This is a genomic window from Mycoplasma cottewii (assembly GCF_024918975.1).
GTDB lineage: Bacteria > Bacillota_I > Bacilli_A > Mycoplasmatales > Mycoplasmataceae > Mycoplasma > Mycoplasma cottewii.
The window spans coordinates 346,880-363,183 of the sequence record NZ_CP103424.1 but is presented as its reverse complement, the minus strand read 5'-3'; the positions used below and the strand labels follow the sequence as shown (position 1 = coordinate 363,183).

The window sequence follows — 16,304 nt, the reverse complement described above, 5'->3', positions numbered from 1 at the left end:
CAAATTGGTTTCTATTAAATCCTGCTAATGCAGGGTTTTTGCAATAAATGCATTAATAATTGCATCATGATCTTTAGAATTGAATATTCCAGCATTTGGATTTTTAACAACGTCTGCGATAAATTGTTTAATTCTAAATTGAATTAGAATTTGACCTTGGAATTTATCACTATCTTTAACTTCAACAAATAGTGAATTAACATTCTCATGTACAACTTTAAAGTTGTTCAATGTCATTCCAGGTAATCTGTTTCTATTGTTTCTGATGAATGCATTAATAATATCGTTTTTGTCTACGTCATTAAATACTCCAGCATTAACATTAATGTTTTCTACTTGGCTAATTTGTGCTCTAACTATGAAGTGAATTGTAACTTTTCCTTGGAATTTTTCATTGTCTTTAGCAACTTGAATTGTGATTGAATTATCTGATTGACCAACAACTGAAAGATCATTTCTTGTTAATCCGTTTAATTGTGGGTTTAATCTAATAAATTCGTTGATGATTTCATCATTGTTTTTAATATTAAATGATCCTACATCTTTATTAGTGTTAATTGAAACATTAATTTTAACTGTAAAGTTAATTCTAATTTCACCTTGAATTTATCACTATTTATAACTCTAATTGTCATTGAGTTATTTGATACGTTTCCAACGATTACAAAATTACTTATTGTTAATCCATCTAATTTTTCTTTATTATCTTTGATAAATGCTTCAATAATTACTTCTGTATTAGATGAGTTAAATGCTCCCATGTTTGTATTAACACCAATTGAGTTAATATCTGTTCTAATTGAGTAATTAATTGTTACTTGTCCTTGATAAATTAAATTCTCTTTTCTAACTTCGATTGTGATTGAATTATCTGATTGACCAACAATTCTTAGATCACTTCTTGTTAATCCAGGTAATTTATCTTTGTTGTTTGAAATAAATCTACTAATGATGTCTTCAACGTCTTTTCTATTAAATGCTCCAGCATTTACATTTACACCATCATTAGAAATAAACTCTTTAACATTAAAGTTAATTGTAATTTGTCCTTGGAATTTATCATTATCTTTAACTTCAACAATGATTGAATTGTTTGTTGGATCTCCAATAACTTCAAAATTATCTCTTGTTAATCCAGGTAATTTATCTTTGTTTTTGTCAATAAATGCATTAATAATCGCATCTACATCAACAGTGTTAAATGATCCAGCGAATCTATTAGCTTGAATTGTGTTAATTTGAGTTCTAACTGAGAAGTTAAGTGAAATTGTTCCTTGGAAGTTTGAGCTATTTATAACTTTAACAACTATTGAATTATTTGATATATTTCCAACAACTTCAAAATTATCTCTTGTTAATCCAGGTAATTTATCTTGGTTGTTTCTGATGAATGCATCAATAATTTCGTTTGTATTAGCTGAATTGAATGCTCCAGTTTCTGTATTAGCACCAATTCTGTTAATTTGAGTTCTAATTATAAAGTTAATTGTAATTTCACCTTGGAACTTATCACTTCTTTCAACTCTAATACGTAATGAGTTACCTACTACATCTCCAACAATTACTAAATTATCTTTGTTTATTCCAGGTAATTTAGAAGAGTTAATGTTAACAAATGCTTCAATAATTTTATCTTTATCTAATTCGTCAAATGATCCTGCGTGTGTATTAACACCAAGTCGCATCAATTTGAGTTCTAACACTAAAGTTAGCTCTAACTTCTCCATAGAAGTTATCGTTATTAGTAGTGATTACAAAATGATTGTCTTTTAATTCAATTTTTAATTCATCTTTTTGAATGTTATTGTTTGCAAAAATTTCTTGGTTTCTTTCTCAGAAAATGTCAAATATTTCTTGTTCACTTCTATTATTTACAATAACTTGGTTTAGGTTAAGACCTATATTATTAATATTAGCTCTTGAACCGAAATGAACAACAATTTTTTCACCTAAGTATTTGTCTTGAATTTCTGTATTTACTGATAGAGTTAAGAAATCTTCACCGCTATCTACTAATCTTAAATGATTTCTTTGTAATTCAGGTAATTTATCTTTATTACGTTTTAAGAACTCACTAATAATAGCGTCTATATCTTTAACATTAAAGTTTCCAACATGAGTTACTAAACTTTGTAATTCGTTAAGATTTACTTTTACTCTATATGGAACTTTTATAGAACCAATATATTCACCGTTGTTAATACTTATTTCATATCAATTGTTTAATTGTTTAAATGATAATAAGTTTTTGTTTAAATGATTTCTATTTAAAAGTTCTTGGTTTCTATTGATAAATTCTTGTTCAAATAGTGATTGATCATTTCTATCAATAACAATTTCACTAGTATCAAATTTCCCTAAAGTAGTGATGTGTTTTGTTAATGTAAAATTAATAGTTGTGTGATATCACTGTTCACGACCATTTGCAAAGTTTTCATTTCCAAATAGAACTTCTAATTTAACACGTCCACTATTAAGATCGTCATTATTATATGCAACATGCATTCCTGCTGTATCGATATTAAAACGCTCTGCAACCGCTCTTAAGAAAGGTACTCTCTCTGTGGTATTTATATATCCGATGTGAGTGTTTTCTTTAATAACGTTTCTTATGTTATCTTTTGATTCAATTGTAAAGTCTCCTCATCTTCCTTTTTGACTATATCATCCATTAGATTTAGGAAGAATATTAACTCTAGAAACTTTTCCATTTTCTTTAAATACTTCGATTTCTAATGATTCAGGGTTAAGGTTATAAACTGAACGTAATTTTTCTTTTATTTCTCGTTTTGCTTCTCATTCATGTTTACTTTTAATACCATATATTACTTTTGGTTCGTCGTCTGCATTTGTGAAAGCAACACCGTTTGTATCTATTTGCTTAGCACTACTTGGTTTTACTGGTGGTCTATTTACGATTTCTCAAGATGGTGTGTTTGTGTCAAATCCTTCACTAGCGTGTACTCATTCAGCATAAACAGGTCATTTAATATAATCTGTTAAATTTTGGTTGAATGAGATAGCACCATTTAACATGTTGTTATAGTTTACTACAGTGTTTCGAGGGTTTCATGCACCAATAGCTTGGTTAAATGATTTAGCATCTCTAAACATTTCTCCTAAGTTTGTTACTTTTCCAACATTTCAACTAGTAATATCAGCATTAAAGCTTTCAGCACCTTGGAACATTGCTCCCATGTTTGTTACTTTTGAAGTGTTTCAGTTTAATGCATGTCCACCGTTGTTGAATTTTCTAGCTCATTGGAACATTCTTGTCATTAATTTAACATTTTGTGTATTTCAACTAGATAGATCTTGGTTGAAGTTTACACATCCCATGAACATATTTTCTAAGCTAGTAATTTCAATAGGTAAGTAATCAGGAACTACTTCAACATTTTTAGGCATTCTATAAGCCACACATTGTTCTTTTTCATAATCTCAGTAGAATCCTATTCTTTTAATAACTTTAACATCATCATATTCTGAACCATTCATATCTCCGGCAACTCTTTGTTCATTACCATTTTTATCAATATAAATAGTTTCTAATACTGAAGGGTTAGCTTTGTTTTCATCTATTCTAGTGAATACAGGAATTACTCTAAATATGAATTCTGGAGCATTGCTATGATCAATTTTTAAGTTATAGAATGATCTTCCAGTTCTTAAGTATGATTCATGTTTTACACCATTAGCTCTTACCACATCAACTTTAATGTTGTGATAAATTTTTGGAGTATATTGTTGAATTTTAAGATTCATTAAATCAGCAACATTTTGGAAAGTTCTGTTTGTTGTTATTGATTCATCTACTGCTAATTCTGGGAATCCATAAAAATCATAGAAATGAATAAAACGAGTAAAGAAGAATCTTTCAAGTTTATAATTTACAACATGTATATCGTTTGTTTTTACATTTCTAATAATTGCTGAAGCTAAATCAGAATGTTCAACTTTATAATCAGCAACTTCGTGTGATACTAAGTTTTCATTAGTTGAAATAAATTTATTGATAATATGTTTGTTTAGTGATTCAATTTCTACTTGTTTTGTACCAATTTCATCACCTTTTCCTAGACCTATTTCACCTATGTTATTTTTAACTTCACTAATGTTTTCTTTTATACCTGTTCCTAGATCTAATCTAACTAAGAATCTATCGTTTACTTTAACATCTATTCCTGGATTGTTTTTTAGTTCAACTGTTTTAACATTGTCTTTTTGATTAATTAACTCAATTTTTATACCATTAAGTTTGCTGTATTCTTGAATTTTTAATTTAAGTAATTGTAAAACAGTTTCATAAGTGTTGTTTTGTGTTTGTTTGTTTTTAAAGTTGTTGTTTCAGAAACTAATTAATTCTTTTTTTATTTGATTTGAAACAATACTGTCAACTGATAGTGGTAAGTTTGAGTTTTTTATACTATCAGCATTTTTAAATACAGTTTCTCTTACATTTTTTTGTTCAACTTCTAAGAATGAAATATCTTGGTTAAAGTTCTTAGCAAATTTAAACATATCTTGTGCATTAACACGGTTGTTTGAAAGCAATTTGAATCCAAGTTTTTGGTTAAATTCTCTTGCTCCTTCAAACATAGATTGCATATTAGTTACATTTATTGCAGAGAATTTGTCTCCTAAATGTGAGTTGAAGTTTTCTGCATTGTAAAACATGTAACTCATATCAGTTACTTTTGAAGTATCTCAGTTTAATGCTGAATTAAATTTTTGTGCATTATAAAATACCCCACTCATATTAGTAACTTGTGAAGTGTCTCAATCTCTAATTCCTTCAATATCAGTATTGATATTACCTTTAAAAGCAAAAGATAAATCAGTAATGTGACTTGGTAAAGTTGATGGAACTTTTTTAATGTGTGATGGAATTTGTTTTAATCTGTATCCACCATTAGCACTTTTTTCTCAACCTAATTTAAGTATTTGATTACCAAAAATTATGTGACTTGAATGAGCACTAACACTTGATGCCTGTAATAAATTACTATAATTTGTCTGTTTTAGACTTGTAGGCAACGCTAAGTTTGATTGATCGTTATTTAAAGCAGCAGCACCTTGATTTGCAGCTGAAACTGCAAGCACTGACTTTAAAATCATTAGTAAATTTGTCATTTTTTCCTCCTTTATTTCTATAAACATACTAAAACGTTCAAGAACAATAATAACATAATAGAAAAGTGAAAAAATAACTAACTTCACCAAAAAAAAAAAACTATGCATTTGTACTTTTACAATTAAATAGTGATATAATTTCTCACTTTTTAAAATTTGATATTGACTTTATAGATAAATTCAAGTAAATTTATTAGTTAATACTTACTTTTTTATTGATTAAATTATATATAAAATAAAAAATGCCACTGGCATTTTTTCTATCTATATCTATGATTAATTGGTCTCATTCTTCATTCAATAGCTGCAAATAATGACATTGAAATTGTATATCTTAAACAGTTTCATCCAAATACAGCTAGTGAAGTATATAAGTTTAATTTATCGTAATCTAATTTGTTTTCATCATCATGATCATGACCAGCATGACCTAAGATAAATTGAGTTGTTGAGCTTAAAATTTGACTGTGTTTATGATCGTGAGCATGATCATGAGCAGGAAGTCATCCTGAGTGTGGATTGATTGCTGAAACTTTAGCTTGAATGTATAATGCTAAAACAAATCCTAAAGTAACTATTGTTGCAAAAATAACAATCATAATTGGAATAGGAGTTCAACGTTTAAAGTTTGCTAATTTAATATTTTCATCACGGTGAATTGGTGAATTTCGGAAAATTAAATTAAAAATTATAAATACTAATCAAACTATAATTACATATTCAACTGATTGAATTGGTGGTTGAATTCAACCGTGTTCTCCTCCGTGAATTGCATTATGCATAATTGGAGCAATAAAACCTATTACTGAAGAAAACAACGGTCCTAAAACTGCAATTGAAATCATTACAACTGTAATATCTAAAAATCTTGTTTCAATTCAAACTTGATCTCCATTAACTGGTATATGAATAGATTCAGCTAAAATATCTAATCCACTAACTGCTGCAGTTAAAGCTAAAAATACTCCTGTTAATACTATTTTAAAAATTAAATTCTTTCTAGTAAGTCTAAATACATTTTTTAGTTCAAAATCAGCTGAAGTTACATCATCATGATTTCCATACTCATCAAAGTGATGAATTCCATGATAGTGATCTTTATCTTGATTTTCGTGTTGTTCGTGATAGAAATGATCATCTAATACAGCTTCAGCTTTATTAACTAACTCATCTATTTGTTGATTTTCTGATTTTTTCTGAGCCATAATATCCCTTTCTTTATATCTATATTCTATTTATAAAAATTATAAAATAATTATACACGTTTTTTATAAAAATTATAAATATTTCAAATAAATAAAAATAGATAATGTTTAATTTGTGCATATGACTTATTGTCTAAAATAGTAAACATTCTAACCTCCTTTACCAATTATATGTTTTGGATCCAAAACATATAATTGGTAAGGTATCATTTTGTTTAATATTCCAGAAATAAATAAAAATAGATAATGTTTAAGATATAAATTAATATAAAATTATAAATAGAACTAAACAAGGAGAATATTATATGTCAAAAAATAACGTTATTGATATGGTTGTTGAAATTCCTAAAGGTTCATCAAATAAATATGAAGTTGATGAAAAAACTGGAAGAATTAAATTAGACAGAGTATTATATGGAGCAAACTTCTATCCAGGTGAATATGGAATGATTGAAAACACTTTAGATTGAGATGGAGATCCATTAGATGTTATTAGTTTATGTACTTATCCAACATTACCAGGTGTTGAAGTAAGTGTTAGAATTTTAGGATCAATTAAAATGATTGATGCTGGAGAAATTGATACTAAATTATTTGGTGTATTTAATGATGATCCAAGATTTAAAGAATATCAAACTTTAAATGATGTTCCTAAACATTATCGTGATGAAATTGAAAACTTCTTCTTACAATACAAAGCTTTACAAAATAAAACTGTAAAAATCAATGGATGAGGTAGTTTAGAAGAAGCTTTAGAAGAAGTAAAAGAATGTCAAGAAAGATATGAAGAATACAAAGATCGTTTAGCTAAAGGACAAAAAGATGAAATTTTAGCTGAATGAAAAGAAAAAGGTCTAGGACAAGCTTAATAAAGAATGAGTTTAGTATTATCTAGACTCATTTTTAATTAGTAATGCTAAAAATGATAAATAAAATTATTTATAATAATATATAGTAAGTAGAATTTGGTGAGTAAGATGACTAACTTAAGATGGGATTTATACATCGTTAATCCAATAATTATCATTATAGGTTTAGTTTTAGCACAATTAATATCTCATAAAAATAAAACATCTAGAAAAAAGAGATTGTTTTTTATTGAAATGGGTTTATTTTGAATTGCTATTACTTTTTTAATAAAAATAAATTCAGATGTTTTTAATGCATTAAATGATTCAACTTTATCTTTACCTACTTCAGTTTTAGTATCATTTGCTTTTATTGGAAGTTATATTTTATTTTCAGCATTACTTAATCCAATTGCAGTTAAGTGAACTTTTTGATTAAGACAAAGAAGAATTTGAATATGAATATCTAATGCTGCTTGTTTTTTTGCTACTTTAACAGGTTTTTTAATCTCAACTCCAGATCCTTTAAATGTGATTATTCTTTCTATTTTAGTAGGAGTTGCAATATCATCTAAAACAATTTATTTTTTATTTTGTAACGAACAATATCATGAAAGATTATTTCCAATAATTACTTCAATGAAATGTGGTATGGTAATTACTTTTGCTTCATTTATTGGAACTGAAATTTATTCATTAATCATTGCTAAAACAAACAGTTTTAATGCTTATGGAACAACTTCATTATTTGTAATTGGTTTAATTTGTATAATTTTATCTTTTGCGATTTCATTATTAATAAAAGAAAGAAGACAAAACGTTCATAAACATGATGATGAAATTTTAGAATCAGTTCAAAAAGTAAATAAAAAAGTTATCATTTGGTTAATGGTTATTGGATTTTTAATTGGTATTATTAATGCTTTAATTAAAACTCCTTTATTTGAAATGTATGTTGTAGCAGTCACTAAATTAGAATATCAAGATAATGCAAATGCTTTAATATTTTTAAAAACTTATAATTTATTCTTCCTTTTAGGTCAAATTGTACTAGCTTATATTTTCTACAAATTTATAATTATAAAAATAGGTATTATTAAATCGATTTCACTATTAACTACATTTTTAATGATAGGAGTAGTTTTAATTACTTTTGTTCATAATATTTATTTAATTTTATCTTTAACTTTCTTATTTGGATTAATGTTATTTGTAACTTTTTATATTTGATTTGGAATTGCATTGATGTGAAATTATCGTGTAAGAACATCTCCTATTATAGGAATTTATACAAGTTTAGAAGCAATAGGATTTTTAATTCCTTATATTGTTGTTAATATTTTAAAAACTTATAACATAGGATTATTTGAACTTTTTAAAGATTATGAAAGTATTTTTAAAGCAGATATATCTCAAGGAAAAATACTAAATGAACTTAGAACATTTTTAACACTTATAAATAATGCTTATTATGTTAACTGTTCATTATTATTTGTTTTTATGGGAATCTATTTAGTAATTGTAATTTGAATAGGTCCTAAAATAATTGCTGAATATAATGATTTAGATGGATTTAAAGTTAAACTATTAGCTATTACAAGAAAAAATACTGAATATAAAATGAATACTAGATTGGTAAGAGAATAATATGAAATTATTAAAACATCAAAATTTATTAGATATAGAAACTGAAAATATTAATTTTAAAATAGCTAAAGATTTTATTAATTATTGAAATAATAATCACAAGTTAAATTTAACAAATGATCAAATTGATTTTTTAATTCAAATTATTAAAGCAACAGCTAGTTTAAATAATAGAATCAGTGTTGATCAATCAGATTTATTTAGTATTTTACATACAGATATAAATGATCAATTAAAAACTAGTTTTTATGAATCGATGGATTTTACAATGTTTAGAGAACTTAATTATTATTTAGAAGAAACTAGAACATATAAAGAAAATGTCGAACAATTATACTCAAAAATGCTATTACAAATAATGAAATTGATGATTGTAATAAATTAATAAAATGAATAGATAAAAAGTTGTAGAATTACAAAATTCAATTAATATAGTTTTAAATAATCAAAAATTAAAAGAATCAATTAATTATGATTTATTAACTGAGTTTTATCAAACTCAAATTGATGTAAAAATCAGAAGATTTAGATGATATCAAAACACTTTTATGATTGTTGTTGATTGTTAATGGAGAGTAAATATGACTAATCAAGATTTAGATTTAAACATTATTAAATTAAATAAATTAATTCAAATAGCAAAACAAGTAGTTATAAGTGATCATCAATTAGAAGATATAACAAATTACACTTTTAATCTAATTGATAAATTTTTATTAGAAAATGATCAAATAACTTATTATTTAAATAAAGATTTAAAAAATCAACACCATCAATTAGATATCACTTTTTCTGAAGATCAAAATCAATTAGATGTTAATAAAATTTATCAATTCATTTATTTATTAAAAGTTTATTATCACTTTTATTAGCTAAAGATGCTTTTTGTAATTTAAATATTTTTACTCAAATTAAAGCTAATTTATTATTTTATATAAAACAAAGTTTAGAAAATAATTTGTATGATGCTAAAAGTGATTATTTTGATATTTGAGATAAAGAATATCACCAACAAATAACTATGTTTAATCATTTATATTCAAACTTTAATAAAATGATATTTAACATTTTACATTTAAACTTAAAATATAATTTAAAACCAATTAATAAATTTCAAACTGATTATAATTTTAGTAAAGATTTTGTAAATTTAAGTTATGTCTTTTATAAAACACGTGGAAGTATGAATAGAAGTAATGAGTTTCTTGATCTATTAGATAAATCACAAATTTTTATGCTTTTAGATAAACTTAAAAACAACTTAGATAAATTTTATTCAACTAAACAACAAAGTTTAAACATTAGTATTCAAATACAATCTTTATTTATTATTATATGTAGAGTTATGTTACAAATTGAATTTGATTTTAAAGATAATGATGAAATTAATAGATTAATAGAATTAAATACCAATACTTAATAGGAGGTTTATATGAAACGCTGAGATCAAGTTACTATAGATCAATTTTCAGGACCAATTGAGTTATTATGAACAATGATTAAAGATAAAAAAATCAGTATTGTTAAACTAAGTTTATTAGAAATAGTAGATCAATATTTAGATTATATTAAACAACAAAAAGAATTAGATATTGAAATAGCTAGTGAATATTTAACAATTGCAGCTCAATTAATTGAAATGAAATCACGTAAATTAATACCTATTGTTGATGATGAACAAATTGATCAAGATCATGATTTTGATGATTTAGTTGAACGTATTGAACAATATAATCAAATTAAAATAGCTACTGATTTTTTTATTCAAAGTCAAAATCTATATTTTGAAACATTATCTAAAAAAAGATCAAAACAAAACTTTGCAAAAGAAATTGAATTTCAATCAGATGAACTTTTATTAGATCCATTAGATATTGATTTAGATATGTTTACTGAAATATTTAAATCAGTTATTAGTAAATCAAAATTCAATGAATATAATGAAGATTTTGATTTTGAAAACGAAATTTATCAAACACTAACTACTCAAACAATATCACCTCAACAAATCACAACAACTATTATTAATAAAATGAAAGTTAATAAAATTAAAGAATGAACTTTATTTGAATTGTTAGACGGTATTGGATTAAATACTAAAAATATAGTTGCTTGTTTTTTAGCAGTTTTAGATTTAACAAGATATCAAATAATGAATATAAATCAACGTGATAATAATATTTTTGTAGAGTTTAAAAGAGAAGTTATTGAAGATGAAAGCATTATAAATAGACAATTAGAACAATGAGAAAGTGAGAAGAATAATGAATACTAATATTAAAGCTATTATTGAAGGATTATTATTTATATATGGTGATGATGGAATTTCTTTACTTGAGATTCAAAATGTATTAGACACAATAAAACCAAATGATATTAAACAAGCTATTATTGAATTAAATAAAAAATATCAAGATGATGAGACTTGTGCTTTATCAATTCAAGCATTTGGAAATAATAAATACCGTATGCAAACAAAACCAGAATTACACCAATATTTTGCTAAATTAGAAAAACAAGAAAACAATAGAAAATTATCTCAATCAACAATTGAAGTTTTATCTATTATTGCTTATAAAGGACCGATTTCTAAATCTCAAATTGATTTTTTAAGAAGTAGTGATTCAGCTTATCAAATGTATAAATTAAGAGAAAAGAAATTAATTAGAGTTGCTAAAAAAGACGAAAACACTCGTGCTAATTTATATACTATTACTGATAATTTCTTTAAAATCTTTAATCTACAAGGTGGAATGGAAAGTTTACCAACTATTAGTGATGAAGAAATTGATAAATTAATTGAACAACAAGAAGCTGAACAAAAACAAGAAAATCAACACTTGTTTGATCAAGTCGAAGATTTTGATATTGAAGAGTAAATGATTATAAAATATAATAAATAAATTAATTACTGACAATTCAATGAGCTGAATTATTGGTTTAATAATGGAGGAAATATGAAAGAAAGATTACAAAAAGTAATTGCTTCTAGAGGTTATGCATCAAGACGAGCAGCTGAAAAACTAATAACTCAAGGAAGAGTTAAAGTTGATGGAATTGTTGTAACTGAATTAGGAACTAAAGTTGAACCTAACGCAAAAATAGAAATTAATAATAAAGAAGTTATTTCAGATTCAAATAATCAAAAATACTATTATTTATTTTATAAACCAAGACTTGTTTTAACTACAATGTATGATCCTAAAAAAAGAAAAACAGTTGCTGATTATTTTAAAGACTTAAATCATAGAGTTTATCCAATTGGAAGATTAGATTATGATGTTAGTGGATTGTTAATCATGACTAATGATGGAGAGATGTCTAATTTCATAATGCATCCAAGATATGAATTTTTTAAAACTTATCAAGGAATGTGTTCAGGTCAAGTTTCAAAAAAACAAGTTGCTCAACTAGTTAAAGGAGTAACTATTGATGAAAATTATTTCACTAAAGCAATTGATGCTAAATTATTAAAATACGATAAAGAAAAAAATATTTCTATTGTTGAATTAACAATTGCTGAAGGTAGAAAACATCACGTTAAAAAAATGTTTGAAGCTGGTGAAATGAATTTAGTTAAACTTATGAGAACTAAAATTGAGTTTTTAGAGATCGGTGATCTAAAACCAGGTGAGTATAGAGAGTTGAAACCTAATGAAGTTAAAAAACTTTATGGAGTTTATAAGTCAATTAAACAAAAAGATCGCTAATTAATCTATTACAATATAATTAATAACAACTTAGGAGGAAGACAATGAGAATAGCTATTTTTGGTACAGTTGGTGCTGGTAAATCAACAGTTTCAGCTGAGATTAGTAAAAGATTAGGATATGAAATCTTTCCAGAACCAATTGAAGAAAATCCTTATTTTGATGACTATTATAAAGATCTAAAAGCTACAGTTTTTAAAATGCAAATTTATATGTTAACTGCTAGATCTAAACAACTAAAACAAGCTCATCAATTAAAAGATATAATTTTTGATAGAACTATTTTAGAAGATCCTATCTTTATGAAAGTTAATTATGATTTAGGTAATGTTAATGAAACTGATTATAAAACTTATATCGACTTTTATGACAATGTTGTTTTAGAAAATTTAAAACTTCCAGATGAAAGAGTAAAATTTGATATAGTAATTTATTTAAGAGTTTCAACTGAAACAGCAATCAGAAGAATTGCTCAAAGAGGAAGACCACAAGAGCTTTTAATTGATAATTCTTATTGAGAATTACTAAATAGAGATTATGAAGAATTCTATAATAAAAATATTTATGATTTTCCTTTCTTTGTAGTTGATGCTGATGAAGAAGACATTGATAAAAAAATGGAAATAATCATGGCTAAATTAGAAGAAGTGGAAAAAGAATTAAAAAGTAAAGGAAAATAATAATAATGGGAAGAGCACACGAAGTTAGAGCGGCCTCTATGGCAAAAACAGCTGCTAAAAAATCTGCAGCAAATGGACGTGCAGCAAAAGAAATTTACATGGCTGCAAAACAAGGTGGAACTGATCCTAATTCAAACTTAACATTACGTTCAGTTATTGATAAAGCTAAAGCAAATCAAATTCCAAGAGATGTAATTGAAAGAGCTATTAAAAGAGCAGCTGGTGGAGATGCAGAAAACTATGTTGCAAACAGATATGAAGGAATGGGTCCTGGTAATGTTGCGATTATTGTTGATGCATTAACAAGTAACGTTAACCGTGCTGCAGCTTCAATTAGAGAAGTATTTAATAAAAATAATGGAAATCCTGAAGGAAAAGTAAGTTTTCTATTTGAAGATGCTTCAATCTTTGTATTTAAAAACAGAACTGTTGAAGAAGTATTAGAAGGATTAATGTTAGCTGAAGTTGATGTTAATGATGTTGTAAGCGAAGATGGTGATATTGTTGTTTACGCTCCATTTAAATCATTTGCAAGCGTTAAAAAAGCTTTAGATGAACTAGGTGTTGAAGAATATATTGTTGCTGAAACTAGAATGATTCCAACTGATGAAAGAATTGTTATTAGTGATGAAGAAACTAAAAAACAATTACAAGCACTTTTAGATAAATTAGATGATCTAGAAGACGTTCAAAACGTTTATCATAATGCAGAATTATAATTTCAACCGAGATTAAAACTCGGTTTTTTATTATTTTTAATAGAAATGTTTCTACTTAAACAAATATTATTTTTTAACAGTATAAATGGTTTAAAATTATAAATATAACAGCAGTTTAAAATACAAATATATTTATTAGTAAAGGAGTATGGGTATGCAATATAATTTATTAAATTTAGTATTACTAATAATAAATATATTTTTATTAGGTTCTATATTAATGTTGTATTTATTCTATACAAAAACTTATATAAATCATCAAGTACCTTATATTAATAGTTCTAATAATAACATTACTTCAACTGAAATAAATAACATAATTTTAAATTTTAAAATTATGTTTAATTTAAAAGATTATGAAGTTATTTACGCTGATACTGAAAAGATGATAAAAATTTTTAGAAATGTAAACAAATCTAAAAAACAAATTATTATTAGTAAACGTATTTTTGAATCTACAGGTTATGAAATAGATTATTTAATTTCAAGATTATGAATTTCAGCAAAACAAATCCAAAAAGATAACAAACTTAGTTTTTATAAAACATTAATTTATATAATACCTTACACACTTTTATCATTAATTGCTATTAGTTTTGCATTCTCATTATTTTTATATCTTTACAATCAAATTACAAACGAATTTAATCAAATTCACTCATCAAGTGCAGTTGTATCTAATTCTCAATATACGTTAACTTGATTTTGAATTAATCCTGTATCTGGATATTTATGTTTTGCTTTTATTTTATGTTTATTTATAAATTACTACATATCAATGAAATATAAAAATAGATTAGAAATATATTACAATGAAGAAGTAACTAAATTAGTTAAATCAGCTATAAATGAATATGAATTTGATTTTAAAGCAGCAAGAACTTATGCTCAGTCAATTAAATTAACTTATATTCCAGTTATGAAAATATTTAACTTTTGAAATAATCATTATAAATGAACTGGTCCATTTACTATTGTTTAAAAAAACCTGGTAGTCCAGGTTTTTATTATTCATTTAATAAATCTTTTATTTTTGTAGTTACAATATCAATTGCTACTTCATTTCCTTCTTTATAAGGAATAATTAGATCAGCGTGATCAATTGTAGGTTCAATAAAAATATCGTGCATTGGTTTTACTTCTGTTAAGTATTGGTGAATAACACTTTCAATACTTCTTGCACGTTCTTTTGTATCACGTTCTAATCTTCTAATAAAACGTAAATCATCAGCAGTTTTAATAAATAATTTTATATCACCTAGTTCACGTAATTTTTCAAAGTATAAAGCAAATATACCATCTAAAATAATTACATCACTTGCTTTAATTACTTTTGTTTGATCTGTTCTTGTTGATTTTACAAAATCATAGATTGGAACAGTGATATTTTGTCTTTCTTTTAATTTCATTAAATCTTGCACTAATAAATCAATATCAATTGAGTTGGGGTGATCGAAGTTAATTTGTTTTCTTTTATCAATTGATAGTTCGCTAAAATCTTTATAATAATCATCCATTGAAATGTGAGAAACTGACTTATCTTTTAAAATCTTATTAGCTATTCTATCAGCTACTGTGCTTTTACCACTAGCACTTCCACCTGCAACTAAAATAATACTTACTTTTTTATTTTTGCTCATAAACACTCCTAATTTAAATATTATTGTTATTTTAGCATTGCTCTTTTTTATAATAAAGACTTTATTAAATTAAATTTTAAAAAAAATAGAGCTTAAGTAGCAAAACAAAAAAATGTTTCTACTTATTAACTCTATTTTTTATCTTTTTCGTCTTTTTTATCTTCTTTTTCTTCGTCTTTTTTATCGTGTGAACAATCTTTTGAACAATCTTTATTTTCTAGAATAATTTTAAAGTGAGTAGGTATTGCATATGATATACCAACTAAATATAAAATTATAATTCCTAATCCAGGAGTAAGAGCTTTAAATCCTAGTACTGCAATAAAGAAAGGCACTGCGATGATTAAAAACATTGTAGCTAAAATTAATATTGACATATTTATTATGATTAATAATTTTTCATGTTTTTTAATTTTTTTAGATTTTATAAAAGCTAATAAAAACGGTATTACTAAAGCAAGTCCTGCAAATACAAAACCTGTAACAGCTAATGCATAAGGAGTTGTTTCTTTTCCTAATACATGTAAATGTTGATTATTTCCATAACCAAAAGATTCATTAGCGATTATAACAAGTATAAACATAAAAAATGTTGATAAAAAGTTTAATAGATGTTTCTTTTTCATTTTTTTATCTCCTTTAATATTTATTTTACATTAATAGTTAACTTGTATAAATAGTCAGCAAGTTAGATATCAATTCTAAACGCTTATATTGTATTT

Annotated in this window: 17 protein-coding genes; 11 read left to right on the top strand and 6 right to left on the bottom strand. The window is 25.0% G+C overall.

The features are described from left to right. Positions 1–24: 24 nt before the first annotated feature. The 4 genes from NX779_RS01620 to NX779_RS01605 all read right to left on the bottom strand — a co-directional run bounded on the left by NX779_RS01620 (position 25) and on the right by NX779_RS01605 (position 6,338). Positions 25–237, bottom strand: coding sequence for a hypothetical protein (locus NX779_RS01620; protein ID WP_259430459.1), 213 nt, complete (start codon positions 235–237; stop codon positions 25–27). 299 nt (positions 238–536) lie between these two features. Next, the gene (locus tag NX779_RS01615; RefSeq protein ID WP_259430458.1) at positions 537–1,685 is read right to left on the bottom strand and encodes a hypothetical protein; all 1,149 of its coding nucleotides are present in this window, start codon (positions 1,683–1,685) and stop codon (positions 537–539) included. Next, positions 1,669–5,133 (bottom strand): BspA family leucine-rich repeat surface protein, encoded by a 3,465-nt coding sequence (locus tag NX779_RS01610; RefSeq protein ID WP_259430457.1) that lies wholly within the window; start codon positions 5,131–5,133, stop codon positions 1,669–1,671. Before NX779_RS01610 ends, NX779_RS01615 begins: the two co-directional genes overlap by 17 nt. Positions 5,134–5,393: 260 nt before the next feature. After that, positions 5,394–6,338 (bottom strand): ECF transporter S component, encoded by a 945-nt coding sequence (locus NX779_RS01605; protein ID WP_259430456.1) that lies wholly within the window; start codon positions 6,336–6,338, stop codon positions 5,394–5,396. 305 nt (positions 6,339–6,643) lie between these two features. Here NX779_RS01605 and NX779_RS01600 point away from each other — a divergent pair, with 305 nt between their 5' ends. The 11 genes from NX779_RS01600 to NX779_RS01550 all read left to right on the top strand — a co-directional run bounded on the left by NX779_RS01600 (position 6,644) and on the right by NX779_RS01550 (position 14,924). Further along, on the top strand, positions 6,644–7,207 hold the full coding sequence (locus tag NX779_RS01600) for an inorganic diphosphatase (protein ID WP_004427103.1): 564 nt from the start codon (positions 6,644–6,646) through the stop codon (positions 7,205–7,207). Positions 7,208–7,315: 108 nt separating this feature from the next. Further along, positions 7,316–8,833 (top strand): MFS cation transporter, encoded by a 1,518-nt coding sequence (locus NX779_RS01595; RefSeq protein ID WP_259430455.1) that lies wholly within the window; start codon positions 7,316–7,318, stop codon positions 8,831–8,833. Between the two features lies 1 nt (position 8,834). Next, on the top strand, positions 8,835–9,218 hold the full coding sequence (locus NX779_RS01590; protein WP_259430454.1) for a hypothetical protein: 384 nt from the start codon (positions 8,835–8,837) through the stop codon (positions 9,216–9,218). Between the two features lie 196 nt (positions 9,219–9,414). Further along, positions 9,415–9,705: a hypothetical protein gene (locus tag NX779_RS01585; RefSeq protein ID WP_259430453.1), complete on the top strand. Its 291-nt coding sequence runs from the start codon at positions 9,415–9,417 to the stop codon at positions 9,703–9,705. 86 nt (positions 9,706–9,791) lie between these two features. After that, positions 9,792–10,253, top strand: coding sequence for a hypothetical protein (locus NX779_RS01580; RefSeq protein WP_259430452.1), 462 nt, complete (start codon positions 9,792–9,794; stop codon positions 10,251–10,253). 12 nt (positions 10,254–10,265) lie between these two features. Next, the gene (locus NX779_RS01575; protein WP_259430451.1) at positions 10,266–11,108 is read left to right on the top strand and encodes a segregation and condensation protein A; all 843 of its coding nucleotides are present in this window, start codon (positions 10,266–10,268) and stop codon (positions 11,106–11,108) included. After that, positions 11,098–11,712 carry an SMC-Scp complex subunit ScpB gene (scpB, locus tag NX779_RS01570; RefSeq protein WP_259430450.1) on the top strand — a complete coding sequence of 205 codons (615 nt, stop codon included), beginning with the start codon at positions 11,098–11,100 and terminating at the stop codon, positions 11,710–11,712. Before NX779_RS01575 ends, scpB begins: the two co-directional genes overlap by 11 nt. A 78-nt stretch (positions 11,713–11,790) precedes the next feature. Then, positions 11,791–12,543, top strand: a complete 753-nt coding sequence (locus tag NX779_RS01565) for a pseudouridine synthase (protein ID WP_004427112.1) — start codon at positions 11,791–11,793, stop codon at positions 12,541–12,543. A gap of 44 nt (positions 12,544–12,587) precedes the next feature. After that, on the top strand, positions 12,588–13,223 hold the full coding sequence (locus NX779_RS01560) for a deoxynucleoside kinase (protein WP_259430449.1): 636 nt from the start codon (positions 12,588–12,590) through the stop codon (positions 13,221–13,223). Positions 13,224–13,228: 5 nt separating this feature from the next. Continuing rightward, positions 13,229–13,942 carry a YebC/PmpR family DNA-binding transcriptional regulator gene (locus NX779_RS01555; RefSeq protein WP_259430448.1) on the top strand — a complete coding sequence of 238 codons (714 nt, stop codon included), beginning with the start codon at positions 13,229–13,231 and terminating at the stop codon, positions 13,940–13,942. Positions 13,943–14,096: 154 nt separating this feature from the next. Further along, positions 14,097–14,924 (top strand): hypothetical protein, encoded by an 828-nt coding sequence (locus NX779_RS01550; RefSeq protein ID WP_259430447.1) that lies wholly within the window; start codon positions 14,097–14,099, stop codon positions 14,922–14,924. 25 nt (positions 14,925–14,949) lie between these two features. On the opposite strand, the gene udk is transcribed toward NX779_RS01550, so the two are convergent. After that, positions 14,950–15,582 carry a uridine kinase gene (udk, locus tag NX779_RS01545; protein ID WP_259430446.1) on the bottom strand — a complete coding sequence of 211 codons (633 nt, stop codon included), beginning with the start codon at positions 15,580–15,582 and terminating at the stop codon, positions 14,950–14,952. A gap of 131 nt (positions 15,583–15,713) precedes the next feature. Continuing rightward, entirely contained in the window at positions 15,714–16,208 is a 495-nt protein-coding gene (locus tag NX779_RS01540) for a hypothetical protein (RefSeq protein ID WP_259430445.1), read from the bottom strand. Positions 16,209–16,304: the final 96 nt, after the last annotated feature.